The sequence below is a fragment of the Pseudomonas sp. NFACC08-1 genome, assembly GCF_900106735.1.
GTDB lineage: Bacteria > Pseudomonadota > Gammaproteobacteria > Pseudomonadales > Pseudomonadaceae > Aquipseudomonas > Aquipseudomonas fluorescens_Q.
This window is the reverse complement of sequence record NZ_FNNL01000001.1, coordinates 539,434-566,431: the sequence shown is the minus strand read 5'-3', so window position 1 is coordinate 566,431 and position 26,998 is coordinate 539,434. Positions and strand designations below refer to the sequence as shown.

Genomic DNA, 26,998 nt, shown 5'->3' with positions numbered 1-26,998 from the left:
GGGACATCGGCCTGATAGGGCCGCTTCGCGCCCCAGCGGGAGCAAGCTCCCTCGCCACAAGGAAACTCATCCGGCACAGGGTTTTCACTCAAGGAACAATCAGCGCCGCCCGTTGCTTGCCGCCTGCCACAGCGGTCTTTAGACTTACGCCTCATTTCAACGCGAGCAGGGTCGATGCCAGCTGCCTTTCCCCCCGATTCCGTTGGTCTGGTGACGCCGCAAATGGCGCATTTCAGCGAGCCCCTGGCCCTGGCCTGCGGCCGTTCGTTGCCAGCCTATGACCTGATCTACGAAACCTACGGCACCCTCAATGCCACGGCGAGCAATGCCGTGCTGATTTGCCACGCCTTGTCGGGGCATCACCACGCCGCCGGCTACCACAGCGTCGACGACCGCAAGCCCGGCTGGTGGGACAGCTGCATCGGCCCGGGCAAGCCCATCGATACCAGCAAGTTCTTCGTGGTCAGCCTGAACAACCTGGGCGGCTGCAACGGCTCCACCGGCCCCAGCAGCCTCAACCCGGACACCGGCAAACCTTTCGGTGCCGATTTCCCGGTGCTGACCGTGGAAGATTGGGTCCACAGCCAGGCACGCCTGGCCGACCGCCTCGGGATCGGCCAGTGGGCCGCCGTGATCGGCGGCAGCCTGGGGGGCATGCAAGCTTTGCAGTGGACCATCACCTACCCGGACCGCGTGCGCCACTGCCTGGCAATCGCCTCGGCGCCCAAGCTGTCGGCGCAGAACATCGCCTTCAACGAAGTGGCGCGCCAGGCGATCCTCACCGACCCCGAATTCCACGGCGGCTCGTTCCAGGAACACGGCGTGATCCCCAAGCGCGGGCTGATGCTGGCGCGGATGGTCGGGCACATCACCTACCTGTCCGACGACTCCATGGGCGAGAAATTCGGCCGTGGCCTCAAGAGCGAAAAGCTCAACTACGACTTCCACAGCGTCGAGTTCCAGGTCGAGAGCTACCTGCGTTATCAGGGTGAAGAGTTCTCCGGGCGTTTCGACGCCAACACCTACCTGTTGATGACCAAGGCGCTGGACTACTTCGATCCGGCGGCGAACTTCGACGATAACCTGGCGAAAACCTTCGCCAATGCCACCGCCAAGTTCTGCGTGATGTCGTTCACCACCGACTGGCGCTTCTCCCCGGCGCGCTCGCGGGAGCTGGTGGACGCGCTGATGGCCGCGCGCAAGGACGTCTGCTACCTGGAAATCGACGCGCCCCAGGGCCACGACGCCTTTTTGATCCCGATCCCGCGCTACCTGCAGGCGTTCGGCAACTACATGAACCGTATAACGCTGTGAGGACGCCATGAGAGCCGATCTGGAAATCATCCAGGAATGGATCCCCGCCGGCAGCCGCGTGCTCGACCTGGGCTGCGGCAACGGCGAACTGCTGACCTGGCTGCGGGACAACAAGCAAGTCAGCGGCTACGGCCTGGAAAACGACCCGGACAACATTGCCGAGTGCGTCGCCAAGGGCATCAACGTGATCGAGCAGGACCTGGACAAGGGCCTGGGCAACTTTGCCAGCAACAGCTTCGACATCGTGGTCATGACCCAGGCGCTGCAAGCAGTGCACTACCCGGACAAGATCCTCGACGAAATGCTGCGGGTCGGACGCCAGTGCATCATCACCTTCCCCAACTTCGGCCACTGGCGTTGCCGCTGGTACCTGGCGAGCAAGGGCCGCATGCCGGTCTCGGAGTTCCTGCCCTACACCTGGTACAACACGCCGAACATCCACTTCTGCACCTTCGAGGATTTCGAAGCGCTGTGCCGCGAGCGTGAAGCCAAGGTCATCGATCGCCTGGCCGTGGACCAGCAGCACCGCCACGGGTGGGCCAGCAAGCTATGGCCTAATCTGTTAGGTGAAATAGGCATCTATCGGGTCAGCAGCCCAGGCCTTACCGATTATCAGGTCGCGGTGTGAGCCCCGGCCTCACCAGGAGCACGACATGAACCGTCTAGCGTTGTTTCTCATCACCGCTTGCCTGAGCGTTGGCGCCATGGCCGCCGATGTCATCAAGGGCGAGCGCAAGGAAGTGTTCGGTGATATCACCGTGCACTACAACACCTTCAACTCCACCTTCCTGACACCGGATATCGCCAAGGCTGCCGAGCTGATTCGCAGCAAGAACCAAGGCGTGATCAATGTCTCGGTGATCAAAAGCGGCAAGCCATTGATCGCCGACGTCAGCGGCACGGTGAAGGACCTGACCAGCAAGACAGTCCCCCTCTCCTTCCGCCAGATCACCGAACGAGGCGCGATCTATTACATCGCCCAGTATCCAGTGGACCAACAGGAAACCCGCACCTTCGAGATCAAGGTGAAAACCGGCGACAAGATCAACACCATCAACTTCAACCAGGAACTGTTCCCGGGCCAATGATCAATTTCACCCAACTCGTACTGGCCAGCCACAACGCCGGCAAACTCAAGGAACTGCAGGCCATGCTCGGCGGGTCGGTGCAGTTACGCTCGATTGGTGAGTTCAGCCAGGTGGAACCGGAAGAAACCGGCCTGTCGTTCGTCGAGAACGCCATCCTCAAGGCCCGCAATGCCGCACGCATCTCGGGCCTGCCAGCGCTGGCCGACGATTCCGGGCTGGCCGTGGACTTCCTGGGCGGCGCGCCAGGCATTTACTCGGCCCGTTACGCTGACGGCAAAGGTGACGCGGCGAACAACGCCAAGCTGCTCGACGCCCTCAAGGACGTGCCCGAAGCCGAGCGCGGCGCGCAGTTCGTGTGTGTGCTGGCCCTGGTCCGCCATGCCGATGATCCGCTGCCGATCCTCTGCGAAGGCCTGTGGCACGGGCGCATTCTCACCGAAGCCAGCGGCGAGCACGGTTTTGGCTATGACCCGTTGTTCTGGGTGCCGGAGCGCAACTGCTCCAGCGCCGAACTGGGCCCGGTGGAAAAAAACCAGCTGAGCCACCGCGCCCGTGCGATGGCCCTGCTGCGTCAACGCCTGGGCCTGCAATGACCATTGATTCTCCCGCACCGCTGATTCACGGCGGTGCACAAACACCTCGGGTGCCACTGCCAGTGCTGCCGCCCCTGGCGTTGTACGTCCACATCCCGTGGTGCGTGCGCAAATGCCCGTATTGCGACTTCAACTCCCACACCGCCAGCCCGCAGTTGCCGGAAGAGGAATATGTCGACGCCTTGCTGGCCGACCTCGACCAGGATCTGCATGCGGCCCATGGCCGCCCGTTGAGCTCGATCTTTTTTGGTGGCGGCACCCCGAGCCTGTTCAGCGCCCAAGCCCTGGGGCGGTTGCTCAAGGGGGTCGAGGCGCGGATACCTTTCGCCCAGGACATTGAAATCACCCTGGAAGCCAACCCCGGCACCTTCGAGCAAGAAAAATTCGTCGCTTACCGGGCCTTGGGCATCAATCGCCTGTCCATCGGCATCCAGAGCTTCCAGCAGGCCAAGCTCGAGGCCCTGGGACGGATTCACAACGGTGACGAGGCGGTACGCGCCGCCGGCATGGCCCGTCGGGCCGGGTTCGATAACTTCAACCTGGACCTGATGCATGGCCTGCCCGACCAGTCCCTCGACGACGCCCTGGGCGACCTGCGCCAAGCCATCGCCTTGAAGCCGACCCACCTGTCCTGGTACCAACTGACGCTGGAGCCGAACACGGTGTTCTGGAACCAGCCGCCGACCTTGCCCGAAGACGACACGCTGTGGGACATCCAGGAAGCCGGGCAAGCCCTGCTGGCAGAGCACGGCTACGCTCAATACGAAGTCTCGGCCTACGCCCAACCCGGTCAGGCGGCGCGGCATAACCTCAATTATTGGAGTTTCGGCGACTTCATCGGCATCGGTGCCGGAGCCCACGGCAAGCTCAGCCATCCGGACGGGCGCATCGTACGCACCTGGAAGACCCGCCTGCCCAAGGACTATCTCAACCCGGCCAAGCGCTTCCTGGCAGGGGAGAAAACCCTGACCAACGAAGAGCTGCCGTTCGAGTTCCTGATGAACGCCCTGCGCCTGACCGAAGGCGTTGACGCGCAACTGTTTGCGCAGCGCACCGGCCTGCCCCTGCAAAGCCTGGCCGAAGGCCGGCGCGAGGCCGAACAAAGCGGGCTGTTGCAGGTCGAACCGACACGTCTGGCGGCCACCGAGCGCGGACAGCTGTTTCTCAACGACTTGCTGCAGACATTTTTGAGCTAATTACCCAAACAAGGAAATCGAATGGATCTGGTACTCGACCTGCTCGCCACCGTGTCCCGCTGGAGCCGCAGCAACCTGTCGGAAATCTCCCTGGCCTTGGTGGGCTGCCTGCTGGTGTTGTTTGGTGCCGACATCAAGGGCTGGGTCGAGCAACGCCTGGGCAGCATCGCCGGCGCCTTGCGCGTACCGTTGATCGCCCTGCTGTGCATGATCGGCAGCGGCGCGGCACTGATCTATGCCACGCCGTGGGTCGTCCGGGGCTTGAGCCAGTTCAACAACTACAGCCTGGCGCCGGTGTTGTTGGTGGTGCTGGTGTTGATTGGCGTGGTGGCGGATCGGCGCTGATCCCTCAGACACCACAAAACAACTGTGGGAGCGAGCTTGCTCGCGATGGGGCCATAACATCCAACATCAATGTTGACTGCTATGCCGCCATCGCGAGCAAGCTCGCTCCCACAGGAGATCCCATTTCAACAGGATCTTCGGGTTTTACGCCAACTTCTCGAACTTCAAATCCCAAACCCCATGCCCCAGCCGCTCGCCACGGCGCTCGAACTTGGTGATCGGCCGTTCAGCCGGGCGCGGGACGCACTTGCCGTCTTCGGCCAGGTTGCGATAGCCCGGCGCGACGTTCATCACTTCCAGCATGTATTCGGCGTAGGGTTCCCAGTCCGTGGCCATGTGCAGCACACCACCGACCTTCAACTTGCTGCGCACCAGCTCAGCGAACGACGCCTGGACGATACGGCGCTTGTGGTGACGGCTTTTATGCCAAGGGTCCGGAAAGAACAGCATCAGTCGGTCGAGGCTGTTGTCGGCCACGCAGCGGTTGAGCACTTCGATGGCGTCGCAATCGTAGACCCGCAGGTTGGTCAGCCCTTGGGTCAGCACGCCGTTGAGCAGCGCACCGACACCGGGACGGTGGACTTCCACACCGATGAAATCCTGCTCCGGCGAAGCGGCGGCCATTTCCAGCAACGAATGCCCCATGCCGAAGCCGATTTCCAGCGAGCGCGGGGCCGAGCGGCCGAACACCTGGTCAAAATCCACCGGCGCATCGGCAAGCGGCAGGACAAACAGCGGCGCACCCTGCTCCAGGCCGCGCTGCTGGCCTTCAGTCATGCGCCCGGCGCGCATCACGAAACTCTTGATGCGGCGGTGCTGGCGCTCTTCGCCTTCTTCCGGCAGGACCGGCGTGTCGTTCGATTCAGTCATCAATGGCTCTTACTTGATCAGACCATCCAGCGGCGAGGAGGCGCTGGCGTAAAGTTTTTTCGGCATGCGGCCAGCCAGGTACGCCAGGCGACCGGCGACAATCGCGTGTTTCATCGCTTCGGCCATCAGGATCGGCTGCTGGGCGTGGGCGATGGCGGAATTCATCAACACCGCTTCGCAACCCAGCTCCATGGCGATCGTGGCGTCGGAGGCGGTACCGACACCGGCATCCACCAGCACCGGGATCTTGGCTTCTTCCAGGATGATCTGCAGGTTGTACGGGTTGCAGATCCCCAGGCCCGTGCCGATCAGGCCGGCCAGCGGCATGACCGCGATGCAGCCGATTTCCGCCAACTGGCGGGCGATGATCGGGTCATCGCTGGTGTAGACCATCACGTCGAAACCTTCCTTGACCAGGGTTTCGGCGGCCTTGAGGGTTTCGATCACGTTGGGGAACAGGGTTTTCTGGTCCGCCAGCACTTCCAGCTTCACCAGGTTGTGGCCGTCGAGCAGTTCACGGGCCAGGCGGCAGGTGCGCACGGCCTCGATGGCATCGAAGCAGCCGGCGGTGTTCGGCAGGATGGTGTAGCGATCCGGCGGCAGGATATCCAGCAGGTTCGGTTCGCCCGGGTTCTGGCCGATGTTGGTCCGGCGCACGGCGACGGTCACGATTTCGGCGCCCGAGGCTTCGATGGCCAGGCGGGTTTCTTCCATGTCGCGGTATTTGCCGGTGCCTACCAGCAAGCGCGACTGGTAGGTACGACCGGCCAGGACGAAGGGCTTGTCGCTACGAACGATGCTCATGGGAAATCCTCTGTTGGGGTGAGGTTCTTGCGAAAGGCTGCGAAACCGAGGCGACTAGCCGCCGCCGATGGCGTGGACCACTTCGACGCTGTCGCCGTCGTTCAAGGTGGTTTCGGCGTGCTGGCTGCGCGGGACGATATCCAGATTGAGTTCCACCGCCACCCGACGCCCGGTGAGTTCCAGACGGGTCAGCAGGGCCGCAACGGTTTCGCCGTCGGGCAGATCAAGGGGTTCGCCGTTCAACTGAATGCGCATGCCGGATGCCGTCATCATTTTTAGGGGCTGGCATTCTAGCCCGATCAGTCTGGGGGACCCAAGCCATTCGTCATGAAATGGACCGCCCGGTCAGCCCAGCCGCCCGGCGGCAAGGCTCGGCTTTCAGGACGCACCTCAACCACCCGTGTCGTAAACGGGGACTAACCCTGAAACAACTTCACGGTTCAAGCCGCGCCATACCCCACCTATATTCTTTGCCTCCAAATGAATCTCACAAAAGGAAGAACCACGAGAGGCGCCTGTGGCCAGCACTCAGCATATTCCCGCCATCGACGGCTTGCGCGCACTTGCAGTCCTGAGCGTGATCATTTTCCACGCCGACTTTCTGAAGGCTTTGCCCGGTGGATTTACCGGCGTCGATATCTTCTTCGTCATCTCGGGCTACGTCATCAGCCAGTCGCTGTCCGCTCGCGCCAACCTGAGCTTCGTGGCCTATCTGGCGGATTTCTATCGCCGACGATTCCTGCGTATCGTGCCGGCCTTGCTATCAATGCTGCTGGTGTGCGGAATGCTCTCGGCGATGTTCGTGCCGCAAGCCTGGCTCAGCGCCCAGAATGACCGCACCGGGCTGGCCGCCTTCTTCGGCCTGAGCAACTTCGTGCTGGCGTGGAACACCGACACCTACTTCTCACCTTCCACTCAGCTTAACCCCTACACCCACACATGGACCCTGGCGGTAGAAGAGCAGTTCTACCTGGTTTTTCCCCTCATCCATTTCCTCTGGTTGCGCTACCGGGAACGCAGCAAACTGGTCTGGACCTTGCTGCCTCTGCTGGCGCTGGTATCACTGGCCTATAGCGCCTTTGAGACACGGGACCACCCTCATGAAGCCTTCTATCTGCTGCCCAGTCGATTCTGGGAGTTGGCCGCAGGAGCGATCCTCTTCCAGATGATCGCAACAGGACGCCTCGCTCCAACATCGCCTTTCGTATCCCAGGTCGCCTTGCTCGGCGGACTCGCATTGGTGACCAGCGGATTGTTTCTCGCCGATGAAAGACAGTTCCCCTTCCCCTGGGCGCTCATCACGGTTTCGGGCACGCTGTTGATCATTGCAGCCGTGGCGCAGGAAACCGCGCCCTCATCGCGACTGTTGCGATTGCTGCAATCGTCGCCCGCGACCTACATCGGCCGGCTGTCCTACTCCCTGTATCTCTGGCATTGGCCGGTTCTGGTGCTCCTGCGCTGGACCACCGGCCTGGAGCTGCTGGTCGTGCAATTGGCCTACCCGGTGATCGTCATGGCATTGGCTGCTGCCTCCTATCACTGGGTCGAGACCCCGCTGCGCACCGGCGATTCGATGTTCCAACGCCGCGCCTGGATCACCATTACCTCAGGGCTTTGCGCGCTCGCCCTGTCATGGTCAGGTGCGCGCTGGGTCAGCGAAAACCCCGAAGCCGTGTCACTGAGCCAGACCCGCGATGCCTACACCTGGTTCTCCAGGCGGCTACCGCAACGGCCGGCCAGCGAATCCATCAATGACTCGCCATTGCAGGGTCGCCAGTTGTTTGTTTTCGGTGATTCGCACGCAGCGGCCTATCGCACAATGCTGAGCCTCGCCTCACGACAACTCGGCATCAGGGTCGTGGAATACGAGCGCGGCGGCTGCCCGGTGGCCAGTCTTATCGCACCCGACCCACAGGGTGCCTGCGCCCCAGCCCGGGAAAAGGCCTTGCGCGACATCGAGGCGCGGGCCAAACCGGGTGATATCGTCTTTCTCGCCTCTTTACGCATGCCGGAGCTGGCAGGGCGCGAATGGGCACGGGGCGAGGAAACCGTGTTCAATGACGTGCTTGCTGAGCTCACGCCCGGGAAGATGGAGGAGGCTCGGATTTCTGCTGAAACGGTCCTGAGGCGCTTGATGGCTGTCGAGGTGCGGGTGCTGATCAATGCGCCCATGCCGCTGTTCAAAGCCCCGCCCTATCGCTGCTCGGACTGGTTCAACCGGATGAACCCGATCTGCACCCCCGGGTTCACCATCACGCGAGATCGACTTGATCAGCTACGGGCAGCTCAAATGGCGCTGCTCGACCGCTTGGCCCGTCAATATTCGATGCTACGCATCTGGGATCCGCTGCCGCTGCTGTGTCCAGGCCCGACTTGTTCGGCCTATCGCGACGACAAACCGATTTTTCGCGACGGTGATCACCTCAGCGGCCATGGCAATCGCCTCCTTGCGCCTTCTTTCATGAAAGCCCTGCTCAATGGCTGAAGGCGTGCAAATTGTCGGCACCGTTAACCGAGGCGCCAGGCGGCAAGGCCCAGGCACAGCCAACCGATCAGGAACGCCACGCCGCCGAACGGTGTGATGATGCCCAGCTTGCTGATGCCCGTAAGCGTCAACAGGTACAGGCTGCCGGAGAACAACAGGATGCCCACCACAAAAGAGACCCCAGCCCAAGTGACGATGCGCCCGGGGATGTGCGTGGCCAGCAGCGCAACGCCCAGCAACGCCAGGGTATGCACCAGTTGATAGGTGACCCCGGTATGGAAAATCGCCAGGTACTCGGCGCTCAGGCGGTTTTTCAGGCCGTGGGCGGCAAATGCTCCCAGTGCCACGCCCGTGAAGCCGAAAAAAGCAGCCAGCATCAGAAAGCTACGCAACATGAGAACTCCAATCAGACTCGGTGGGCAGGGTCTGTATAATGGCCCGCTCGACGGGTTCGGCCAAGCCATCTCTATGCTGCGTTTACTGTTTCGACGATTCGTTAAAGCCCTGCTCTGGTTCGCCGTCGGCAGTGTTGTGCTGGTGCTGTTGTTTCGCGTGGTGCCGCCACCGTTCACGGCGCTGATGATCGAGCGCAAGGTTGAATCCTGGTTCGGCGGCGAACCGATCGACCTGCAGCGCACCTGGCAGCCTTGGGACCAGATCTCCGATAGCCTGAAAGTGGCAGTGATTGCTGGCGAAGACCAGAAATTCCCCGAGCATTGGGGCTTCGACATCGGCGCGATCCAGGCGGCGTTCGCCCACAACGGCCGTGGCGGTTCGATTCGCGGCGCCAGCACCCTCAGCCAGCAAGTGTCCAAGAACCTGTTCCTGTGGTCGGGCCGCAGCTGGCTGCGCAAGGGGCTCGAGGCTTGGTTCACCGCACTGATCGAGGTGTTCTGGCCCAAGCAGCGGATCCTTGAGGTGTACCTCAACAGCGTCGAGTGGGATGACGGTGTGTTCGGGGCCGAAGCCGCAGCACGGCATCATTTTCGCGTCAGCGCCGACGCGCTGTCCCGGCAGCAGGCCAGCCTGTTGGCGGCGGTCTTGCCTAACCCGCGGAAATGGAGCGCCAGCCGGCCGAGCCCTTACGTGCTGCGCAGGGCGAGCTGGATTCGCCAGCAGATGAGCCAGTTGGGGGGCGACAGTTATTTGCTGGGGCTCAATGATTCGCGGCGAGCACCTTGGGCGCAGTAGCCCCGACGACTCGGTGTGTCAGGCAAATGCTTGGGGCTGCTACGCAGCCCAGCGGGAGCAAGCTCCCTCGCCACAAAGGCTCGCTCCAACAGAATTGGCAGTGAATTCAAACTATCAAGCCCGAACAAAAACGCCCCGATCATCGCTGATCGGGGCGTTTTTTAAGGCCATTGCCGCAGGTCAAGCCGCAATCGACACCTTGAGCTTGTTCATCGCGCTCTTCTCAAGCTGACGAATCCGCTCGGCCGACACGTTGTACTTCTGCGCCAGGTCGTGCAGCGTGGCTTTTTCCTCGGCCAGCCAGCGCTGGTAGAGGATGTCGCGGCTGCGCTCGTCCAGCACTTCCAGGGCTTCGTGCAGGTTGGTGTTGGAGTTGTCGCTCCAGTCGGCATCTTCCAGTTGACGTGCCGGGTCGTACCGGTGGTCTTCCAGGTAGTTGGCCGGCGATTGGAAAGCGCTGTCGTCGTCCGCTTCGGCGGCCGGGTCGAAAGCCATGTCATGACCGGTCAGGCGGCTTTCCATCTCGCGCACTTCCCGCGGCTCTACGCCCAGGCTTTCAGCCACGCGGTGGACTTCTTCGTTGTTCAGCCAGGCCAGGCGCTTCTTCTGGCTGCGCAGGTTGAAGAACAGCTTGCGCTGGGCCTTGGTGGTCGCGACTTTCACGATGCGCCAGTTGCGCAGGATGAACTCGTGGATTTCCGCCTTGATCCAGTGCACGGCAAACGACACCAGGCGCACGCCCATTTCCGGGTTGAAGCGCTTGACCGCCTTCATCAGGCCGACGTTGCCTTCCTGGATCAGGTCGGCCTGGGCCAGCCCGTAGCCGGAATAGCTGCGGGCGATATGTACGACAAAACGCAGGTGGGCGAGCACCATCTGCCGAGCCGCCTCAAGATCCTGCTCATAATAGAGACTCTCGGCCAGTTCACGCTCCTGCTCGGGGGTCAGCAAGGGGATGCTGTTCACCGTGTGCACATAGGCCTCCAGGTTCGCACCCGGGACCAGAGCATAAGCAGGTTGCAAAGAAGTGGTCATACGAAAAAACCTCCGACTCACATAACTCGTGCAGTTCAGCACTGCGAAAATTGACCGGGAACCGTAGGACAAGTTCCCACAAAAACCGAAAGGTCAATACGCGCAAAAAAACTCTATTTTGGCGCAAGCTCACGCAAGTGGCGTGCGACCGCAATCCATGCACCGATATAACCCAACAGCACCGCGCCAAGCAAGAGCGATAGACCGTCGGCGACTGGCACTCCGGCCAGCGCAAAATCACTGCCGTACAAACCGGCCAGCCCCACAACCGCATCGTTCAGCCAGTCCAGGCCAAACGCCAATACGCCCCAGGATAGAATCCCGGCACCGAAGCCATACAGCGCCCCCATATAAAGGAAGGGCCTGCGTACATAACTGTCCGTACCGCCGACGAGTTTAATCACTTCTATCTCGGTGCGGCGGTTTTCAATATGAAGACGAATGGTATTGCCTATCACCAAAAGTAATGCAGAAACCAGCAGCACCGTCAGACCGAAGACAAACCGGTCGCCGAGCTTGAGGATCGCCGCAAGACGCTCGACCCAGACTAGATCAAGTTGCGCCTGTTGTACCTTCGGCAACTCGGAAAGTCTTTGTCTTAATGCTTCAAGGGTCGGCTTGTCGACCTCATTCGGCGTCACCAGCACCACGCCCGGTAGCGGATTCTCCGGCAGCTCCTTGAGGGCTTCGCCCAGGCCGGACTGCTGCTGGAACTCCTCAAGCGCCTGTTCGCGCCCGATGTATTCGGCATCGGCTACGCCCGGCATGGCCTTGATCTGCTCGCGCAGCGCCTGGCCTTCACCGGGGCTCGCGTCCATCTGCAGGTACAGGGAAATCTGCGCCGCGCGCTGCCAGGAACCGCCCAGGCGCTCGACATTGTTTAGCAATAATGACAGCCCCATGGGCAGACTCAGGGCAACCGCCATCACCATGCAGGTAAAGAAGCTGCCTATGGGTTGCTTGCCCAGGCGCCGCAGGCTGTCCAGCAGGCTGGCGCGATGGCTTTCGATCCAGGCACGCAGCAGCGTGGCGAAGTCCGGCCCGTCATCATCGTCGCGTTTTTTCTTTTGCGGCTGCGGATCGGAGGCCTTCGGGGCCACGCGTTCGGCCACTTTCGGGCTGCGAGTAGCACTCATACGCCAGCCTCCCCGTCACCAATCAGGCGTCCACGCTGCAACGTGAGCATGCGGTGACGCATCCGCGCGATCAACGCCAAGTCGTGACTGGCAATCAGCACACTGGTACCCAGGCGGTTGATGTCTTCGAACACGCCCATGATCTCCGCCGCCAGGCGCGGGTCGAGGTTACCGGTGGGTTCGTCCGCCAGCAGCAAGGCCGGGCGATGGACGATGGCGCGGGCGATGCCGACGCGCTGTTGCTGACCCGTGGACAGGTCGCCCGGGTACAAGTCGGTCTTGTCCGACAGGGCCACCCGCTCCAGGGCCGAATCCACGCGCTTGATGATCTCGGCCTTGGACAGGCCCAGGATCTGCAACGGCAACGCGACGTTGTTGAACACCGTGCGATCGAACAGCAACTGGTGATTCTGGAACACCACGCCGATCTGCCGCCGCAGGTAGGGGATCTGGGCATTGCTGATGGTGCTCAGGTCCTGGCCGGCCAGCAGCAGTTTGCCGGTGGAGGGCCGCTCCATCGCCAGCAGCAGGCGTAGCAGGGTGCTTTTACCGGCACCAGAATGGCCGGTGACAAACAGAAACTCGCCCCGACGGACCCGAAAGCTCAGCTCATGCAAGCCGACGTGACCGTTCGGATAGCGTTTACCGACCTGTTCGAAACGAATCATGAGTGCTCCCGCTCGGCAAACAGTGCCTGGACAAAGGGCTCGGCTTCAAAGGTGCGCAAATCGTCAATGCCTTCACCCACGCCGATGTAGCGAATGGGCAGGCCGAATTGCTTGGCCAGGGCGAAAATCACCCCGCCCTTGGCGGTGCCGTCGAGTTTGGTCAGGGCCAGCCCGGTCAGTTCGACGGTCTGGTTGAATTGCTTGGCCTGGTTGATGGCGTTCTGGCCGGTACCGGCGTCCAGCACCAGCAGCACTTCGTGGGGTGCGTCGGCGTCGAGCTTGCCGATCACCCGGCGCACCTTCTTCAATTCTTCCATCAGGTTGTCTTTGGTGTGCAGGCGACCGGCCGTGTCAGCAATCAACACATCGATGCCACGGGCCTTGGCGGCCTGCACGGCGTCGAAGATCACCGAAGCGGAGTCGGCGCCGGTGTGCTGGGCGATGACCGGGATCTTGTTACGTTCCCCCCACACTTGCAGCTGTTCGACGGCGGCGGCGCGGAAGGTGTCGCCGGCGGCCAGCATGACTTTCTTGCCTTCGAGCTGCAGCTTCTTCGCCAGCTTACCGATGGTAGTGGTCTTGCCAGCACCGTTGACACCGACGACCAGGATCACGAACGGCTTGTTCTGCGAGGCGATCACCAGCGGTTTTTCCACCGGCTTGAGCAGGCTGGTCAGCTCGCCCTGCAGGGATTTGTACAGTGCATCGGCGTCGGTCAGCTGCTTGCGCGCGACCTTCTGGGTCAGGCTCTGGATAATCACCGAGGTGGCCTCGACACCGACGTCGGCGGTCAGCAGGCGGGTCTCGATGTCTTCCAGTAATTCGTCATCAATGACTTTCTTGCCCAGGAACAGGCTGGCCATGCCTTCGCCGATGCTGGCGCTGGTCTTGGACAAGCCCTGCTTGAGGCGGGCGAAGAAACCGACCTTGTTTTCCTCGGTGCTACGGACGGGCTCGACGGGGGCGATGGTTTCCAACAGCGCAGGTGCCGACTCAGGTGCGGCTTGCGCAACCACGGGCGCAACGACGGCGACCGGCGGCTCAACGACAGCGTCGATGACTGGCGCCTCGACAACCTGCGTCGGCGCTGGAATCGGCGGGGTGACATGCGGCGCCGTTTCCTCGACCAGCGCGACCGGTTCTTCCGCCACCGGCAAGGTCAGCCAGGGGGTTTGCTCGGCGGACGGGGTCAGCGGCTGCTCGGCCACCGGCTCGACAACGGGCTCAGGCTCGATCGGCTGCAGCACCGGCTCGGCAATCGGCAGGAAGATGGGCGCGGTTTCTTCGGCCACTGCCTCGGCGGCGGATTCAGGCAGCGGTTGTGGCTGTTCGACGACGGTTTCCTGCGGCTTCTTGCGCAGCCATCCGAACAGGCCTTTTTTCTCGCCAGCCGCAGCTGGGGTTTTCTTGTCGTCGTTGGAACCAAACATGGAGGACGGCTATCTCACGGTAGCGACGCGCCACAAGGGCGCCTCGGTGATAAATATTCAATGCTGAACAGACTGCGTTTCATCCAGCTTGTTCACGCGCAACATTTTGTCGAAGCGTCCCCAGGACGCCCCAAAGTCGATTTTTTCGAAGGACTGGTACGGCATCATCGGCGAAAACGCCGGGATCAACGAGTAAACCCGACATTTCTCCGGGGAACCCAGACAACCCCGGGCCGATAAAAGGCCCGATAGGCGTGGCCGCCAGTAAAACGGATCAGTATCCTAGCACCTCCTCGCCTGCTGAGGCTAAGGCCAAGCAGGCAACCCAACAGGTTTAAACACGAATGAATGCTCTTGCCCGCCGCGCCGCAGGCCTGCTGCTCAGCACAGTTTGTCTGCCCTTTTCAGCCTTGGCTGCCGATCCACAACCCACCCACGAATTTACCCTCGACAACGGCCTGAAAGTCGTCGTGCGCGAAGACCATCGTGCGCCGGTGGTGGTCTCCCAGGTCTGGTACAAGGTTGGCTCCAGCTACGAAACGCCCGGCCAGACCGGTTTGTCCCACGCCCTTGAGCACATGATGTTCAAGGGCAGCGAAAAAGTCGGGCCTGGCGAAGCGTCGCTGATCCTGCGCGACCTCGGTGCCGAAGAGAACGCCTTCACCAGCGATGACTTCACCGCCTATTACCAGGTGCTGGCCCGCGACCGCCTGGGCGTGGCCTTCGAACTGGAAGCAGACCGCATGGCCAGCCTGCGCCTGCCGCCGGAGGAGTTCAGCCGCGAGATCGAAGTGATCAAGGAAGAACGCCGCATGCGCACCGACGACAAGCCCATGTCCAAGGCCTACGAGCGCTTCAAGGCCATGGCTTACCCGGCCAGCGGCTATCACACGCCGACCATCGGCTGGATGGCCGACCTGGACCGGATGACCGTCGGCGAGCTGCGCCACTGGTACGAATCCTGGTACGCCCCGAACAATGCGACCCTGGTGGTGGTCGGCGATGTGACGCCGGATGAGGTCAAGGCCCTGGCCCAGCGCTATTTCGGTCCGGTGGCCCGGCGTGACGTGCCGACCGCGAAGATTCCCCTGGAGCTGGCCGAACCCGGCGAACGCCAGATCACCCTCCATGTACAGACCCAACTGCCGAGCCTGATGCTGGCCTTCAACGTCCCGAGTATCGCCACGGCGACCGACAAGCGTTCGGTCAATGCCCTGCGACTGATCTCCGCCTTGCTGGACGGCGGTTACAGCGGTCGGATCCCGACCCAGTTGGAGCGCGGCGAAGAACTGGTGTCCGGCGGCTCGTCGAACTACGACGCCTACACCCGTGGGGATTCGCTGTTCACCTTGTCGGCGGCGCCCAATACCCAGAAAAACAAAACCATGGCCCAGGCCGAGGCAGGGCTTTGGCGCTTGCTCGATCAACTGAAGACCACCGCCCCGACTGCCGAAGAGCTGGAACGCGTACGCGCCCAGGTCATCGCTGGCCTGGTGTATGAGCGCGACTCGATCACCAGCCAGGCCACCGCCATCGGCCAGCTGGAGACCGTCGGTTTGTCCTGGAAGCTGATGGACACCGAACTCGCTGAACTACAAAGCGTGACTCCGCAAGATATCCAGAAGGCAGCCCAGCTGTATTTCACCCGCTCGCGCCTGAGCGTTGCGCATGTCCTGCCCGAGGAGAAAGCTCATGAGTGAGCGCAAATCACGGCGCCCGGTATTGATCGGCCTGGCGCTCATCGTCCTGGCCGGCTCCCTGGCGTTCTATCTGTCGCCGACCACCGACGTCACCGCCAGCCAGGCATTGGATAACGCCAAGTCCGGCAACAAGCTGCAATCGTTGGCGGAACTGGACGGTAAAGCCCCCAGCCACCGCCAGCTCGACGTACAAACCTGGAAAACCGCCGACGGCGCCAAGGTGCTGTTCGTCGAAGCCCGCGAATTGCCAATGTTCGACCTGCGCCTGACCTTCGCCGCCGGCAGCAGCCAGGACGGCGACGCCCCTGGCCTCGCGCTGCTGACCAACGCCATGCTCAACGAAGGCGTGGCCGGCAAGGACGTCAGCGCCATTGCCCAAGGTTTCGAAAGCCTCGGTGCAGACTTCGGCAACGGCGCCTACCGCGACATGGCCGTGGCGTCCCTGCGCAGCCTCAGCGCAGCCGACAAGCGTGAGCCGGCGTTGAAGCTGTTCGCCGAAGTCGTCGGCAAACCGACCTTTCCTGCCGACTCCTTCGCCCGCATCAAGAACCAGATGCTCGCCGGTTTCGAGTACCAGAAACAGAACCCCGGCAAACTGGCGGGCCTGGAACTGATGAAGCGCCTGTACGGCGATCATCCTTATGCCCATTCCAGCGACGGCACCGCGCAAAGCATCCCAGCGATCACCCTTGCCCAGGCCCGGGCATTCCACGCCAAGGCCTACACCGCCGGCAACGCGGTGATCGCGCTGGTGGGGGATTTGTCCCGCGCCGAGGCCGAAGCGGTCGCCAGCCAGGTGTCCGCTGCGTTGCCCAAGGGCCCGGCCCTGGCGAAAACCCCGGCGCCGGTGGAGCCGAAAGCAAGCGTCCAGCACATCGAGTTCCCATCCAAGCAGACCAACCTGATGCTCGCGCAACTGGGCATCGACCGGGACGACCCGGACTTTGCCGCCGTCTCCCTGGGTAACCAGATTCTTGGCGGCGGTGGTTTCGGTACCCGACTGATGACCGAGGTGCGGGAAAAACGTGGCCTGACCTACGGCGTGTATTCCGGCTTTACGCCGATGCAGGCCCGGGGCCCGTTCATGATCAACCTGCAGACCCGCGCCGAGATGAGCGAAGGCACCTTGAAACTGGTGCAGGACGTGTTCGCCGACTACCTCAAGAACGGTCCCACCCAGAAAGAACTCGACGACGCCAAGCGTGAGTTGGCCGGCAGTTTCCCGCTGTCCACTGCCAGCAACTCCGATATCGTCGGCCAGCTTGGCGCCATGGGCTTCTATGACTTGCCGCTGAGCTACCTGGAGGACTTCATGCGTCAGTCCCAGGAACTGACGGTCGATCAGGTCAAGGCCGCGCTGAACAAGCACCTGAGCACCGACAAAATGGTCATCGTCACCGCCGGCCCGAGCGTGCCGCAAAAGCCGCTGCCGCCCCCCACTGACAAACCTGCCGAGCAGCCGCTCGGAGTTCCGGAGCACTAATGGCCCGCCCATCGAATTCCAGCAAGAAACCCGTGCATAACGGTGTGAACCAGTTGCGTATCATCGGCGGCGAATGGCGCAGCCGGCGCTTGAGCTTCCCGGACGCCCCGGGCCTGCGCCCCACGCCGGACCGCGTGCGCGAAACCCTGTTCAACTGGCTCGCACCCTACGTGGCGGGTGCCCGGGTGCTCGACCCGTTCGCCGGCAGCGGCGCGCTGTTTCTCGAGGCCCTGTCCCGTGGCGCCGCCATGGGCCAGGCGCTGGACGCCAGCAACCTGGCTGTCTCCAGCCTGAAAGAACATTTGGGCACCCTGCGCTGCACCGTCGGCCAGGTGCAGACCGCCGACGCCCTGCGCTACCTGGACAGCCAACCGGCAACGCCTTTCGACCTGGTGTTCCTCGACCCACCTTTCAACCAAAACCTGTTGCCGACGGTCTGCACCTTGCTCGAGGAACGTCAGTGGTTGGCCGAGGATGCCTGGGTCTACACTGAAAGCGAGACCGCCCCGTCCACCTTGGGCTTGCCGGGCAATTGGCGCTTGCATCGCGAGCAGAAATCCGGACGGGTGTATTACGCGTTGTGGCAGCGTTTGGCAAAGGACATTGACTGAACGGCTGACCAGTGCATCGAGAACAATAATGATGTCCGCCGCATCTGAGCGTTTCGTCCCCGCCCCGGGCCTTGGCAACCCACACCTGCAGACTTTGTGGGGTCCGCTATGGCGCAAGACCACACACATCGAGCGCCAACGCGAGCGCCTGTGGCTGGAAGACGGTGATTTCCTCGACCTTGACTGGCACGGCCCCCACAGCGCCGAGGCACCACTGGTGCTGGTGCTTCACGGGCTGACCGGCTCTTCCAACTCACCTTACGTGGCCGGACTGCAACAGGCTCTCGGTCGCCAGGGTTGGGCCAGTGCGGCCTTGAACTGGCGTGGCTGCTCGGGTGAGCCGAACCTGCTGCCCCGCAGCTATCACTCGGGCGTCAGCGAAGACCTCGCCGCCGCCATCACCCATTTGCGCGCCCGCCGCCCCCTGGCACCGCTGTTTGCGGTGGGGTATTCACTGGGCGGCAATGTGCTGCTCAAGCATCTGGGGGAAACCGGCCGCGACAGCCAGTTGCAAGGGGCGGTGGCGGTCTCGGTGCCGTTTCGCCTCGACCAGTGTGCCGATCGCATCGGCCAAGGATTCTCCAGGTTCTACCAGGCGCATTTCATGCGCCAGCTCGTGGCCTATGTGCGCAACAAGCAACGTCAGTTCCAGCACGACGGACGCCACGAAGGCTTGGCGACCCTGGCAGCGCTTGGCCCGTTGGAAAACATGCGCACCTTCTGGGACTTTGACGGCCGGGTGACGGCGCCACTGCACGGGTTCTCCGATGCCGCGGATTACTACCGCCGTGCCTCCAGCCGTTATTTCATGGCGGGCATCTGCACGCCGACCCTGGTCATCCAGGCCGCCGACGATCCTTTTGTGTTCCCTCACAGCCTGCCAGAACCGGACGAATTATCCGCCTCGACCCGGATTGAACTGCACGCCCGGGGCGGGCATGTAGGGTTTGTCGACGGAACCCTGCGGCGCCCGGGGTATTACCTGGAGCGGCGGATTCCGACATGGCTGGCCCATCTGGGTCGAGACTGAACCGTGGCTTGGTTTTCTGTGGCGAGGGAGCTTGCTCCCGCTTGAGTGCGCAGCACTCACCTGAGGGGGGCCGCTTCGCAGCCCAGCGGGAGCAAGCTCCCTCGCCACACAAAAGCGCCCTGGCCAATCACATCACTCGCCCTTCGCCACGCCCCGCTGGGGATCATTGATCCACTCGCTCCACGAGCCCGCGTACAACCGCCCCAAGGGATACCCGGCCAGGCACAAGGCAAACAGGTTATGACACGCCGTCACGCCGGAGCCGCAATAGGCCACCAGGTCGGTGGGCGAGCGCTCGCCCAGTTTTTCGGCGAAGCGCTGCTTGAGCTGGTCGGCCGGCAGGAAGCGCCCATCGGCGCCCAGGTTATCGGTAAACGCCGCGCACTGGGCGCCCGGGATATGCCCGGCTATCGGGTCGATGGGCTCGACTTCACCTTTGAAACGCGGCAACGCCCGGGCATCCAGCAGGGTCATGTCCGGTTGGCCGAGGCGTTGTTGCAGCGCTTGGGCGCTGAGCACCAAGCTCTCATCCGGTGCCCCGCTGAAGTTCCCGCGACTGTTCTGCGGCGGATCCAGGCTCAAGGGCAAGCCGGCGGCATGCCAGGCTTTGAGCCCACCGTCGAGGATGTGCACGCCATCGCGCTTGCCCAGCCAGGCCAGCAACCACCAGGCCCGCGCGGCATAGGCGCCGGGACCGTCGTCGTACAGCACGACATCACTGTCGTTATCGATTCCCCAGGCCTTGAGGCGCTCGATCAAGGCCCCCGGCTCCGGCAGCGGATGACGCCCGGTCACGCCTTTGGTCACCGCCCCGCTCAGGTCGCGTTCAAGGTCTGCGAACGACGCACCGGCGATGTGGCCTTCGGCATAACTGCGCTGGCCATAATCCGGGTCTTCCAGGGCAAAACGGCAATCGAGGATGACCAGCCCCGGCTGTGATCGCCGCTCTTCGAGGGCTTGAGGGCTGATGAGTTGCGCAATGGGCATGGTGAACTCCTGTGGCTAAGTCGGGGGTCGGTCCTACTGCCCTTCCTCCAGGGTCTGGGCCAGGGGGACGTAATACTCTTTGAACAGCGCATCCACCTCTTCGCGGGCCTGATCGGTCACGAAACCGGCCTCCAACACCAGTACCTGGTACACGCCACGCTTGATGGCCTGCTCGCTCAGGTGGCTGAAGTTTTCCCGCGTGGTGCACAGGAACCGCACCCAGGACGTGAGGATGATCCAGGCATTGAGGGTCAGGGACTCGATCTGCACCCGGTCCATCTTCAGGATGCCGGCGGCAACGAAACCTTCATAAATAGCGGTGCCGTGGATCAGGCTGCGCTGGGAAAACCGTCGATAGCGCGCCGCCAGGTCCGGATCGCTGTCAAGCAGATGTTCCAGGTCCCGGTGCAGAAAACGGTAGCGCCACATGGCCGCCAGCAGCTCCTGCAAATAGAAGCGCTTGTCCTCCACCGTGGCCGCACGGCCCTGGGGCGGGCGCAGGAAGCTGTCCACCAGGTTCTCGTATTCACTGAACAGCACGGCGATGATCGCCTGCTTGTTGGGGAAGTGGTAATAGAGGTTGCCTGGGGACATGTCCATGTGGGCGGCAATGTGGTTGGTGCTGACGCTGCGCTCGCCTTGCTGGTTGAACAGCTCGAGGCTGTTTTGCACGATGCGCTCGCTGGTTTTCATTCGTGGGGCCATGGTTTGGGCTTTAATTCGACGAAGGCATTGATCGGCATCTTACGACCTATCGGTCACAGGAAAAACCCATCGCCGTTACGGATGCCATTGACTTTCTAGAGTATAAGCTCTAGAAAACACCCACTCTAATAATATCCGGTGCCCGACGATGCCTGCCGACGTTGCCTACCTGCACGAGTCTCAACAACAACTGGACGAGCTGCGGTCGCTCTTCGATGCCCAGCGCCAGGCCTACGCCGCCCATCCAATGCCACCGGCCGAACAGCGCCGACAATGGCTCAAGGCACTGCGCGAGGTATTGAGCAACGAACGACAAGCCGTGATCGACGCCATCAGCCAGGATTTCAGCCACCGCAGCGCCGACGAAACACTGCTGGCCGAGCTGATGCCGAGCCTGCACGGTATCCATTACGCCAGCCGACATCTCCAGGGTTGGATGAAACCCTCCCGGCGCAAGGTGGGCATGGCCTTTCAACCGGCATCGGCCAAAGTGATCTATCAGCCGTTGGGCGTGGTCGGCATCATCGTGCCATGGAACTACCCACTGTTCCTGGCCATCGGGCCGCTGGTAGGGGCATTGGCTGCGGGCAACCGGGTGATGCTCAAGCTCAGCGAATCGACACCGGCGACCGGCTTGCTGCTCAAGCAATTGCTGGCCCGGGTCTTCCCCCAGGACCTGGTCTGCGTGGTGCTTGGCGAGGCGGAAATCGGCATGGCGTTTTCCAAGCTGCCCTTCGATCACCTGTTGTTCACCGGCGCCACCAGCATCGGCAAGCATGTCATGCGGGCCGCTGCCGAAAACCTGACCCCGGTCACTCTGGAGCTGGGTGGGAAATCGCCAGCCATCGTGTCGGTCGATATCCCCATCAAGGATGCCGCCGAACGCATTGCCTTCGGCAAAACCCTGAATGCCGGGCAAACCTGTGTCGCCCCGGACTACGTGTTGGTACCGCAGAATCGCGTCGGCGAGTTCGTTGAGGCCTATCGCGAGGCGGTACGCGGGTTTTATCCGACCCTGGCGAACAACCCGGACTACACAGCAATCATCAACGAACGACAGCTGGCGCGACTCAACGGCTACATCAGCGACGCCACCAGCAAGGGCGCGCTGCTGATCGAACTGTTCGACCAGGGCCAGGACCGCCGCATGGCCCACAGCCTGCTGCTCAACGTCAGCGACGAGATGACCGTCATGCAGGACGAGATCTTCGGCCCGCTGCTGCCCATCGTGCCCTATGACAATCTGGATCAGGCGTTCGCCTACATCAATCAGCGCCCCCGCCCGCTGGCGCTCTACTACTTTGGCTACAACAAGGCCGAACAGAACCGTGTACTCCATGAAACCCATTCCGGCGGTGTCTGCCTGAACGACACGCTGCTGCACGTCGCCCAGGACGACTTGCCGTTCGGCGGCATCGGGCCCTCGGGAATGGGGCATTACCACGGACATGAGGGTTTCCTGACCTTCAGCAAGGCCAAGGGCGTGCTGACCAAACAGCGATTCAACGCCGCGAAGCTGATTTATCCGCCCTACGGCAAGCCTTTGCAGAAACTGATCCAGAAGCTGTTTGTCCGCTGACGCGCCTCTTCCCGGGTAATAACAATAATGAACCCAAGCCTCACCGATACACCCGCGCTGTCACGGCGCGGCCTGCTGAAGTTCAGCCTCGGCGCCAGCGCCTTCCTGGCCACCGTCGGCCTGGGCGCCAGCTTGAGCGGTTGTTCGCCCAGCCAACCGAGCAACGGCCTGGCGGCCCTGCGCGACAGCGACCTGCCATTTTTACGCAGCGTCATCCCCGTGATGCTGGACGGCGCAGTGGCCGCCGGACAGATTAGCACCGCCACGGACGCAACCCTGCGAAGCCTGGACAGCAGCCTGGCCCACCTGTCCCCCGCCATGCTCAAACTCACGCGCCAGCTGTTCGACGTGCTCACGCTGGGCATTACCCGTGGGCCGCTGACCGGGGTCTGGGGCTCGTGGGAAAACGCCAGCGCCGATGACATCCACCAGTTCCTCGGGCGGTGGGAAAACAGTTCGCTGGATCTGCTGCGTCAAGGCCATAGCTCGTTGCTGCAACTGGTGATGATGGCCTGGTACACCCAATCCGAAGCCTGGGCGCACTGCGGGTATCCAGGACCACCCAAGATTTGAAAGCCAGGCCCAACTCCTGTGGGAGCAAGCCCACTCCCACAGGGTTCTTCATCGTCCATCCATAATAATAAGAGAACCCTGCACATGCCCGTACCCGATCCCTTCCGCGAAGGCCTGGCCCGTGGCTGGACCACCTACAACGGTGCGCAACTGACCCAGGACCTGACCCTGGAAGCGGACGTGGCCATCGTCGGCAGCGGTGCTGGCGGCGGCACCACGGCCGAAATCCTCAGCGCCGCCGGCTACCGCGTGTTGCTGATCGAGGAAGGTCCGCTCAAGACCAGTCATGACTTCACGCTGCTCGAAGACCAGGCCTACAGCAGCCTGTATCAGGAAGGCCTGGGGCGCATGAGCAAGGACGGCGCCATCACCATTCTCCAGGGCCGGGCCGTCGGCGGCACGACGCTGATTAATTGGACCTCCAGCTTCCGCACGCCCGACCAGACCCTCGACCACTGGGCTGCCGAGCACAGCGTAAAAGGCCACGGCCGCGCTGAGATGGCGCCCTGGTTTACGCAGATGGAACAACGCCTGGGCGTGGCGCCGTGGCTGATTCCGCCCAATGCCAACAACGACGTGATCCGCAAAGGTTGTGAACAATTGGGCTACGCCTGGCACGTCATCCCGCGCAACGTACGCGGCTGCTGGAACCTGGGCTATTGCGGCATGGGCTGCCCGACCAACGCCAAGCAGTCGATGCTGGTCACCACCATCCCGGCCACGCTGGACAAGGGCGGCGCGCTGCTTTACCTGGCGCGGGTCGAGCGTCTGACGATCAAAAACGATGCCGTCATCGGCCTCGAGTGCCAAGCCATGGACGAGCGTTGCGTGGCGCCGACAGGGCGGCGCATCACCGTCAAGGCGCGGCACTATGTGTTGGCGGGCGGCGGCATCAACAGCCCAGGCCTGCTGCTGCGCTCCGATGCGCCGGATCCACATCGACGCCTGGGCAAACGCACCTTCCTGCATCTGGTGAACATGTCCGCCGGGCAATTCGACGAGGTCATCAACCCGTTCTACGGCGCGCCGCAATCGATTTATTCGGATCATTTCCAATGGCAGGACGGCACCACCGGCAAAATGTCCTACAAGCTTGAAGTCCCGCCCTTGCATCCGGCCCTGGCCGCGACGCTATTGGGCGGGTTCGGTCCCGAGAACGCCTTGCACATGTCCCGACTGCCCCATACCCACGCCATGTTGGCACTGTTGCGCGACGGATTTCATCCGGACAGCCCCGGCGGCAGCGTCGAATTGCGCAGCGACGGCACCCCCGTGCTCGATTATCCCGTTACACCGTATGCCTGGGATGGCTTGCGCCGGGCCTTCCACAGCATGGCCGAAATCCAGTTTGCCGGCGGCGCCAAGGCGGTCATGCCCTTGCACAGCGATGCCCGCTACGTTAAGACCCTGGCCGAAGCCCGCACACTGATCGACGGACTCGACCTGGCGTTGTACCGCACACGCCTGGGCAGCGCCCACGTGATGGGCGGTTGCGCCATGGGGGAAGACCCGAAAACCGCTGTCACCGACAGCCTTGGCCGCCATCACCAACTGGGCAACCTGTCGATCCATGACGGCTCGCTGTTCCCCACCAGCATCGGCGCCAACCCGCAATTATCGGTGTACGGGCTGACCGCGCAATTAGCGACGGCCCTGGCCGAACGCCTGAAAAACCCATGAACCATTTATTGAAAAAAACAACGAACCCGTAGCGAGGGAGCTTGCTCCCGCTGGGCTGCGCAGCAGACCCATTTTGTGAGCGCTTCGCGCTCAAACGGGAGCAAGCTCCCTCGCCACGGGCTTACCGAACATCTGAATATCCGGATTATTCGCACCGTCTATAGTGCTTTCTTACGCAACAGCCGACTTGGCCGACCGAGAAGGCTGCGATACCATCCGACTCCCCAACGGACTCCCGCCAGGACGACGCGATGAACCGAGTGTTGTACCCAGGTACCTTCGACCCTATTACCAAGGGCCATGGCGATCTGGTCGAACGCGCCGCGCGCCTGTTCGACCACGTGATCATTGCCGTCGCCGCCAGCCCGAAGAAAAACCCGCTGTTCCCACTGGAGCAACGCGTGGAACTGGCCCGCGAGGTCACCAAGCACCTGCCCAACGTGGAAGTGGTCGGCTTCTCGACGCTTTTGGCGCACTTTGCCAAGGAAAAGAACGCCAATGTGTTCCTGCGCGGCCTGCGGGCGGTCTCGGACTTCGAGTACGAGTTCCAACTGGCCAACATGAACCGCCAACTGGCACCGGACGTCGAGAGCCTGTTCCTGACGCCGTCGGAGCGTTATTCCTTCATTTCCTCGACCCTGGTCCGGGAAATCGCGGCGTTGGGCGGTGATATCACCAAGTTCGTCCACCCGGCCGTGGCCGATGCGCTAACCCTGCGCTTCAAGAAATAACCCGCGGGCTGCGACCCGCTTCGCAGCCCGGCCCAGTGCAGTCCATCGCGCCCGCGTGCACTGCGCTCGCCAATGCGGCACAATTGCGCCCATACGTTTTTCATATGCCCGGGCCCAACGCCCCGGCAGGAGCCCGCATGTCCCTGATCATCACCGACGACTGCATCAATTGCGACGTCTGCGAACCCGAATGCCCGAACGAGGCCATTTCCCAAGGCGAAGAGATCTACGTCATCGACCCGAACTTGTGCACCCAGTGTGTCGGCCATTACGACGAACCCCAGTGCCAACAGGTCTGCCCGGTGGATTGCATCCCCCTGGACGAGGCTCATCCGGAAACTGAAGAACAGTTGATGGCGAAATATCGCAGGATTACTGGCAAAGCTTGAGCCAGAAGCCTCTGTAGCGTTTGTGCGGGCCTCTTCGCGAGCAAGCCCGCTCCCACAGAGATCGGCTATGTCCACAGCATGTGTATCTTGAGCAAATCCCTTGTGGGAGCGGGCTTGCTCGCGAAGGGGCCATCAGCAGCACCAAGATTCAGTTGCCGGCCTCACTCCTGCCGCTCAAACCCCTCCCCAATACACCCCAGGCACCGCACAAACGTGGCCTTCGCCGGGTCCACCACCAGCGCCTTGCCCGCATCGCCGACCCCGCCGCCCAGCGCAGTAAAGGGCAACGACACCACGAATGCCCCGGCGCCAATCACCGTGGCGGCGAGCAGCAGCGGACGAGCAATCAGCAGGTCGCCGAGCATGGCGAAGGCCGGCGGGTTCTGGATGGTGTAGCGCGGATCGCCGCTGCCTTCGCTTGCCAGGGCAGGCAAACCGACACTCAGCAGCAGCGCTAAAACGACAGGTCGAAGCAGTTTCATCGGGCGATCCTTCGGCTAAATCAATACTACTGACTATAGACCGTAGGACAAATCAGCTCTGACAGCGTGGACACCAGACGCTGGCGCGCTGGCCCAGGCGGATTTCCCGCAACCCCGTGCCGCAGACCTTGCACAACTCCCCGCCCCGACCGTAGACGAACAGCTCCTGCTGGAAATAGCCGGGTTGGCCATCCCCGCCGATAAAGTCCCGCAGCGTGGTGCCACCGCGCTCGATGGCATGGGCGAGGATGCGCTTGATCTCGATCGCCAGCTTCAGGTAACGCGCCCGGGAAATGCCTCCGGCGGCCCGGCGCGGGTCGATGCCGGCGGCGAACAGGGCCTCGGTCGCGTAGATATTGCCCACCCCCACCACCACCGCGTTGTCCATGATGAACGGCTTGACCGCCATGGACCGCCCCCGCGAGAGCTGGAACAATCGTTCGCCATCGAACAGCTCGGTCAACGGCTCGGGACCAAGACGAATCAACAACTCGTGATTGAACGGGTCGAGGCTCCAGAGCATCGCGCCAAAGCGGCGAGGGTCGGTGTAGCGCAAGGCCAGGCCGGATTCCAGCTCGATGTCCACGTGCTCGTGCTTGGCGGCCGGCATGCCGACTTCCACCAAGCGCAGGTTGCCGGACATGCCCAGGTGGCTGATCAACGTGCCGACCTCGGCATTGATCAACAGGTACTTGGCCCGCCGCTCCACCTGCACGATGCGCTGGCCCGAAAGGCGCACGTCGAGATCTTCCGGGATCGGCCAGCGCAGGCGGCGGTCGCGGACCACCACGCGGCTGACCCGCTGGCCTTCAAGATGGGGCGCGATGCCGCGACGGGTGGTTTCGACTTCCGGCAGTTCTGGCATGAGGCTCTCGAATCAGGCGAAGCCCCGC

The 26,998-nt window shown here is 62.5% G+C and carries 29 protein-coding genes; 17 read left to right on the top strand and 12 right to left on the bottom strand.

Annotated features, from left to right (window positions below):
* Positions 1-174: 174 nt before the first annotated feature.
* From BLU76_RS02650 to BLU76_RS02625, 6 genes are read left to right on the top strand one after another with little or no spacing between them, the layout of a single operon-like run.
* Positions 175-1,314 (top strand): homoserine O-succinyltransferase MetX, encoded by a 1,140-nt coding sequence (locus BLU76_RS02650; RefSeq protein WP_063323960.1) that lies wholly within the window; start codon positions 175-177, stop codon positions 1,312-1,314.
* A gap of 7 nt (positions 1,315-1,321) precedes the next feature.
* Positions 1,322-1,942 carry a methionine biosynthesis protein MetW gene (gene metW, locus BLU76_RS02645; RefSeq protein WP_003206492.1) on the top strand — a complete coding sequence of 207 codons (621 nt, stop codon included), beginning with the start codon at positions 1,322-1,324 and terminating at the stop codon, positions 1,940-1,942.
* A 25-nt stretch (positions 1,943-1,967) separates the two neighbouring features.
* The gene (locus BLU76_RS02640) at positions 1,968-2,402 is read left to right on the top strand and encodes a DUF4426 domain-containing protein (protein WP_092221403.1); all 435 of its coding nucleotides are present in this window, start codon (positions 1,968-1,970) and stop codon (positions 2,400-2,402) included.
* The gene (gene rdgB, locus BLU76_RS02635; protein ID WP_013694468.1) at positions 2,399-2,995 is read left to right on the top strand and encodes an RdgB/HAM1 family non-canonical purine NTP pyrophosphatase; all 597 of its coding nucleotides are present in this window, start codon (positions 2,399-2,401) and stop codon (positions 2,993-2,995) included. The genes BLU76_RS02640 and rdgB overlap by 4 nt, the downstream gene beginning before the upstream one ends.
* Entirely contained in the window at positions 2,992-4,191 is a 1,200-nt protein-coding gene (hemW, locus tag BLU76_RS02630) for a radical SAM family heme chaperone HemW (RefSeq protein WP_092221401.1), read from the top strand. Before rdgB ends, hemW begins: the two co-directional genes overlap by 4 nt.
* 21 nt (positions 4,192-4,212) lie before the next feature.
* Complete coding sequence (locus tag BLU76_RS02625; protein ID WP_003177482.1) at positions 4,213-4,536, top strand: DUF3392 domain-containing protein; 324 nt, start codon at positions 4,213-4,215, stop codon at positions 4,534-4,536.
* Positions 4,537-4,680: 144 nt separating this feature from the next.
* Here the strand turns inward: BLU76_RS02625 and trmB are convergent, their stop codons facing one another.
* Genes trmB through thiS form a run of 3 tightly spaced genes read right to left on the bottom strand, consistent with a single transcriptional unit; the run spans position 4,681 to position 6,465 of the window.
* Positions 4,681-5,406, bottom strand: a complete 726-nt coding sequence (trmB, locus tag BLU76_RS02620; RefSeq protein WP_018609495.1) for a tRNA (guanosine(46)-N7)-methyltransferase TrmB — start codon at positions 5,404-5,406, stop codon at positions 4,681-4,683.
* A gap of 9 nt (positions 5,407-5,415) precedes the next feature.
* The gene (locus BLU76_RS02615; RefSeq protein ID WP_003177480.1) at positions 5,416-6,210 is read right to left on the bottom strand and encodes a thiazole synthase; all 795 of its coding nucleotides are present in this window, start codon (positions 6,208-6,210) and stop codon (positions 5,416-5,418) included.
* Positions 6,211-6,264: 54 nt separating this feature from the next.
* Entirely contained in the window at positions 6,265-6,465 is a 201-nt protein-coding gene (gene thiS / locus BLU76_RS02610) for a sulfur carrier protein ThiS (RefSeq protein ID WP_018609493.1), read from the bottom strand.
* A gap of 262 nt (positions 6,466-6,727) precedes the next feature.
* Here thiS and BLU76_RS02605 point away from each other — a divergent pair, with 262 nt between their 5' ends.
* Positions 6,728-8,695, top strand: coding sequence for an acyltransferase family protein (locus BLU76_RS02605; RefSeq protein WP_092221399.1), 1,968 nt, complete (start codon positions 6,728-6,730; stop codon positions 8,693-8,695).
* 23 nt (positions 8,696-8,718) lie between these two features.
* Here BLU76_RS02605 and BLU76_RS02600 read toward each other — a convergent pair whose 3' ends face one another.
* The gene (locus tag BLU76_RS02600) at positions 8,719-9,090 is read right to left on the bottom strand and encodes a DUF423 domain-containing protein (RefSeq protein ID WP_092150057.1); all 372 of its coding nucleotides are present in this window, start codon (positions 9,088-9,090) and stop codon (positions 8,719-8,721) included.
* Between the two features lie 73 nt (positions 9,091-9,163).
* On the opposite strand from BLU76_RS02600, the gene mtgA reads away from it, so the two are divergent.
* Positions 9,164-9,886, top strand: coding sequence for a monofunctional biosynthetic peptidoglycan transglycosylase (gene mtgA, locus BLU76_RS02595; protein WP_063323956.1), 723 nt, complete (start codon positions 9,164-9,166; stop codon positions 9,884-9,886).
* Between the two features lie 180 nt (positions 9,887-10,066).
* Here the strand turns inward: mtgA and rpoH are convergent, their stop codons facing one another.
* The 4 genes from rpoH to ftsY all read right to left on the bottom strand — a co-directional run bounded on the left by rpoH (position 10,067) and on the right by ftsY (position 14,155).
* Positions 10,067-10,921, bottom strand: coding sequence for an RNA polymerase sigma factor RpoH (gene rpoH, locus BLU76_RS02590; RefSeq protein ID WP_003177476.1), 855 nt, complete (start codon positions 10,919-10,921; stop codon positions 10,067-10,069).
* A gap of 113 nt (positions 10,922-11,034) precedes the next feature.
* The gene (gene ftsX / locus BLU76_RS02585; protein ID WP_063323955.1) at positions 11,035-12,057 is read right to left on the bottom strand and encodes a permease-like cell division protein FtsX; all 1,023 of its coding nucleotides are present in this window, start codon (positions 12,055-12,057) and stop codon (positions 11,035-11,037) included.
* The gene (gene ftsE / locus BLU76_RS02580) at positions 12,054-12,725 is read right to left on the bottom strand and encodes a cell division ATP-binding protein FtsE (RefSeq protein WP_003177474.1); all 672 of its coding nucleotides are present in this window, start codon (positions 12,723-12,725) and stop codon (positions 12,054-12,056) included. The genes ftsX and ftsE overlap by 4 nt, the downstream gene beginning before the upstream one ends.
* Positions 12,722-14,155, bottom strand: coding sequence for a signal recognition particle-docking protein FtsY (gene ftsY, locus BLU76_RS02575; RefSeq protein WP_092221397.1), 1,434 nt, complete (start codon positions 14,153-14,155; stop codon positions 12,722-12,724). The genes ftsE and ftsY overlap by 4 nt, the downstream gene beginning before the upstream one ends.
* Before the next feature lie 344 nt (positions 14,156-14,499).
* On the opposite strand from ftsY, the gene BLU76_RS02570 reads away from it, so the two are divergent.
* The 4 genes from BLU76_RS02570 to BLU76_RS02555 are packed head-to-tail and all read left to right on the top strand — an operon-like array spanning position 14,500 to position 18,979.
* On the top strand, positions 14,500-15,855 hold the full coding sequence (locus BLU76_RS02570; RefSeq protein WP_072346190.1) for a M16 family metallopeptidase: 1,356 nt from the start codon (positions 14,500-14,502) through the stop codon (positions 15,853-15,855).
* Complete coding sequence (locus BLU76_RS02565) at positions 15,848-17,338, top strand: M16 family metallopeptidase (protein ID WP_092221395.1); 1,491 nt, start codon at positions 15,848-15,850, stop codon at positions 17,336-17,338. The genes BLU76_RS02570 and BLU76_RS02565 overlap by 8 nt, the downstream gene beginning before the upstream one ends.
* A complete protein-coding gene (rsmD, locus tag BLU76_RS02560; RefSeq protein WP_092150048.1) occupies positions 17,338-17,949 on the top strand; it encodes a 16S rRNA (guanine(966)-N(2))-methyltransferase RsmD in 612 nt (203 codons plus the stop codon). Before BLU76_RS02565 ends, rsmD begins: the two co-directional genes overlap by 1 nt.
* Positions 17,950-17,980: 31 nt before the next feature.
* The gene (locus BLU76_RS02555) at positions 17,981-18,979 is read left to right on the top strand and encodes a hydrolase (protein WP_092221582.1); all 999 of its coding nucleotides are present in this window, start codon (positions 17,981-17,983) and stop codon (positions 18,977-18,979) included.
* A 132-nt stretch (positions 18,980-19,111) separates the two neighbouring features.
* Here BLU76_RS02555 and BLU76_RS02550 read toward each other — a convergent pair whose 3' ends face one another.
* Positions 19,112-19,966, bottom strand: coding sequence for a sulfurtransferase (locus tag BLU76_RS02550; protein WP_092221393.1), 855 nt, complete (start codon positions 19,964-19,966; stop codon positions 19,112-19,114).
* A gap of 33 nt (positions 19,967-19,999) precedes the next feature.
* Complete coding sequence (locus tag BLU76_RS02545) at positions 20,000-20,671, bottom strand: TetR/AcrR family transcriptional regulator (protein ID WP_003206524.1); 672 nt, start codon at positions 20,669-20,671, stop codon at positions 20,000-20,002.
* Between the two features lie 148 nt (positions 20,672-20,819).
* Between BLU76_RS02545 and BLU76_RS02540 the strand changes: the two genes are divergently transcribed.
* From BLU76_RS02540 to BLU76_RS02520, 5 genes are all read left to right on the top strand, one after another.
* Positions 20,820-22,250, top strand: a complete 1,431-nt coding sequence (locus tag BLU76_RS02540) for a coniferyl aldehyde dehydrogenase (RefSeq protein ID WP_092150042.1) — start codon at positions 20,820-20,822, stop codon at positions 22,248-22,250.
* 27 nt (positions 22,251-22,277) lie between these two features.
* Complete coding sequence (locus tag BLU76_RS02535) at positions 22,278-22,823, top strand: twin-arginine translocation pathway signal protein (protein ID WP_092221391.1); 546 nt, start codon at positions 22,278-22,280, stop codon at positions 22,821-22,823.
* 84 nt (positions 22,824-22,907) lie between these two features.
* The gene (locus tag BLU76_RS02530; protein WP_092221389.1) at positions 22,908-24,503 is read left to right on the top strand and encodes a GMC family oxidoreductase; all 1,596 of its coding nucleotides are present in this window, start codon (positions 22,908-22,910) and stop codon (positions 24,501-24,503) included.
* Between the two features lie 251 nt (positions 24,504-24,754).
* Complete coding sequence (coaD, locus tag BLU76_RS02525) at positions 24,755-25,234, top strand: pantetheine-phosphate adenylyltransferase (protein WP_003177462.1); 480 nt, start codon at positions 24,755-24,757, stop codon at positions 25,232-25,234.
* Between the two features lie 137 nt (positions 25,235-25,371).
* Entirely contained in the window at positions 25,372-25,623 is a 252-nt protein-coding gene (locus BLU76_RS02520) for a YfhL family 4Fe-4S dicluster ferredoxin (RefSeq protein WP_009683359.1), read from the top strand.
* Between the two features lie 161 nt (positions 25,624-25,784).
* Here the strand turns inward: BLU76_RS02520 and BLU76_RS02515 are convergent, their stop codons facing one another.
* Both BLU76_RS02515 and mutM read right to left on the bottom strand, forming a co-directional pair.
* Positions 25,785-26,105 carry a multidrug transporter gene (locus BLU76_RS02515; protein ID WP_072346175.1) on the bottom strand — a complete coding sequence of 107 codons (321 nt, stop codon included), beginning with the start codon at positions 26,103-26,105 and terminating at the stop codon, positions 25,785-25,787.
* 52 nt (positions 26,106-26,157) lie between these two features.
* A complete protein-coding gene (gene mutM / locus BLU76_RS02510) occupies positions 26,158-26,970 on the bottom strand; it encodes a bifunctional DNA-formamidopyrimidine glycosylase/DNA-(apurinic or apyrimidinic site) lyase (protein ID WP_072346173.1) in 813 nt (270 codons plus the stop codon).
* Positions 26,971-26,998 lie beyond the last annotated feature (28 nt).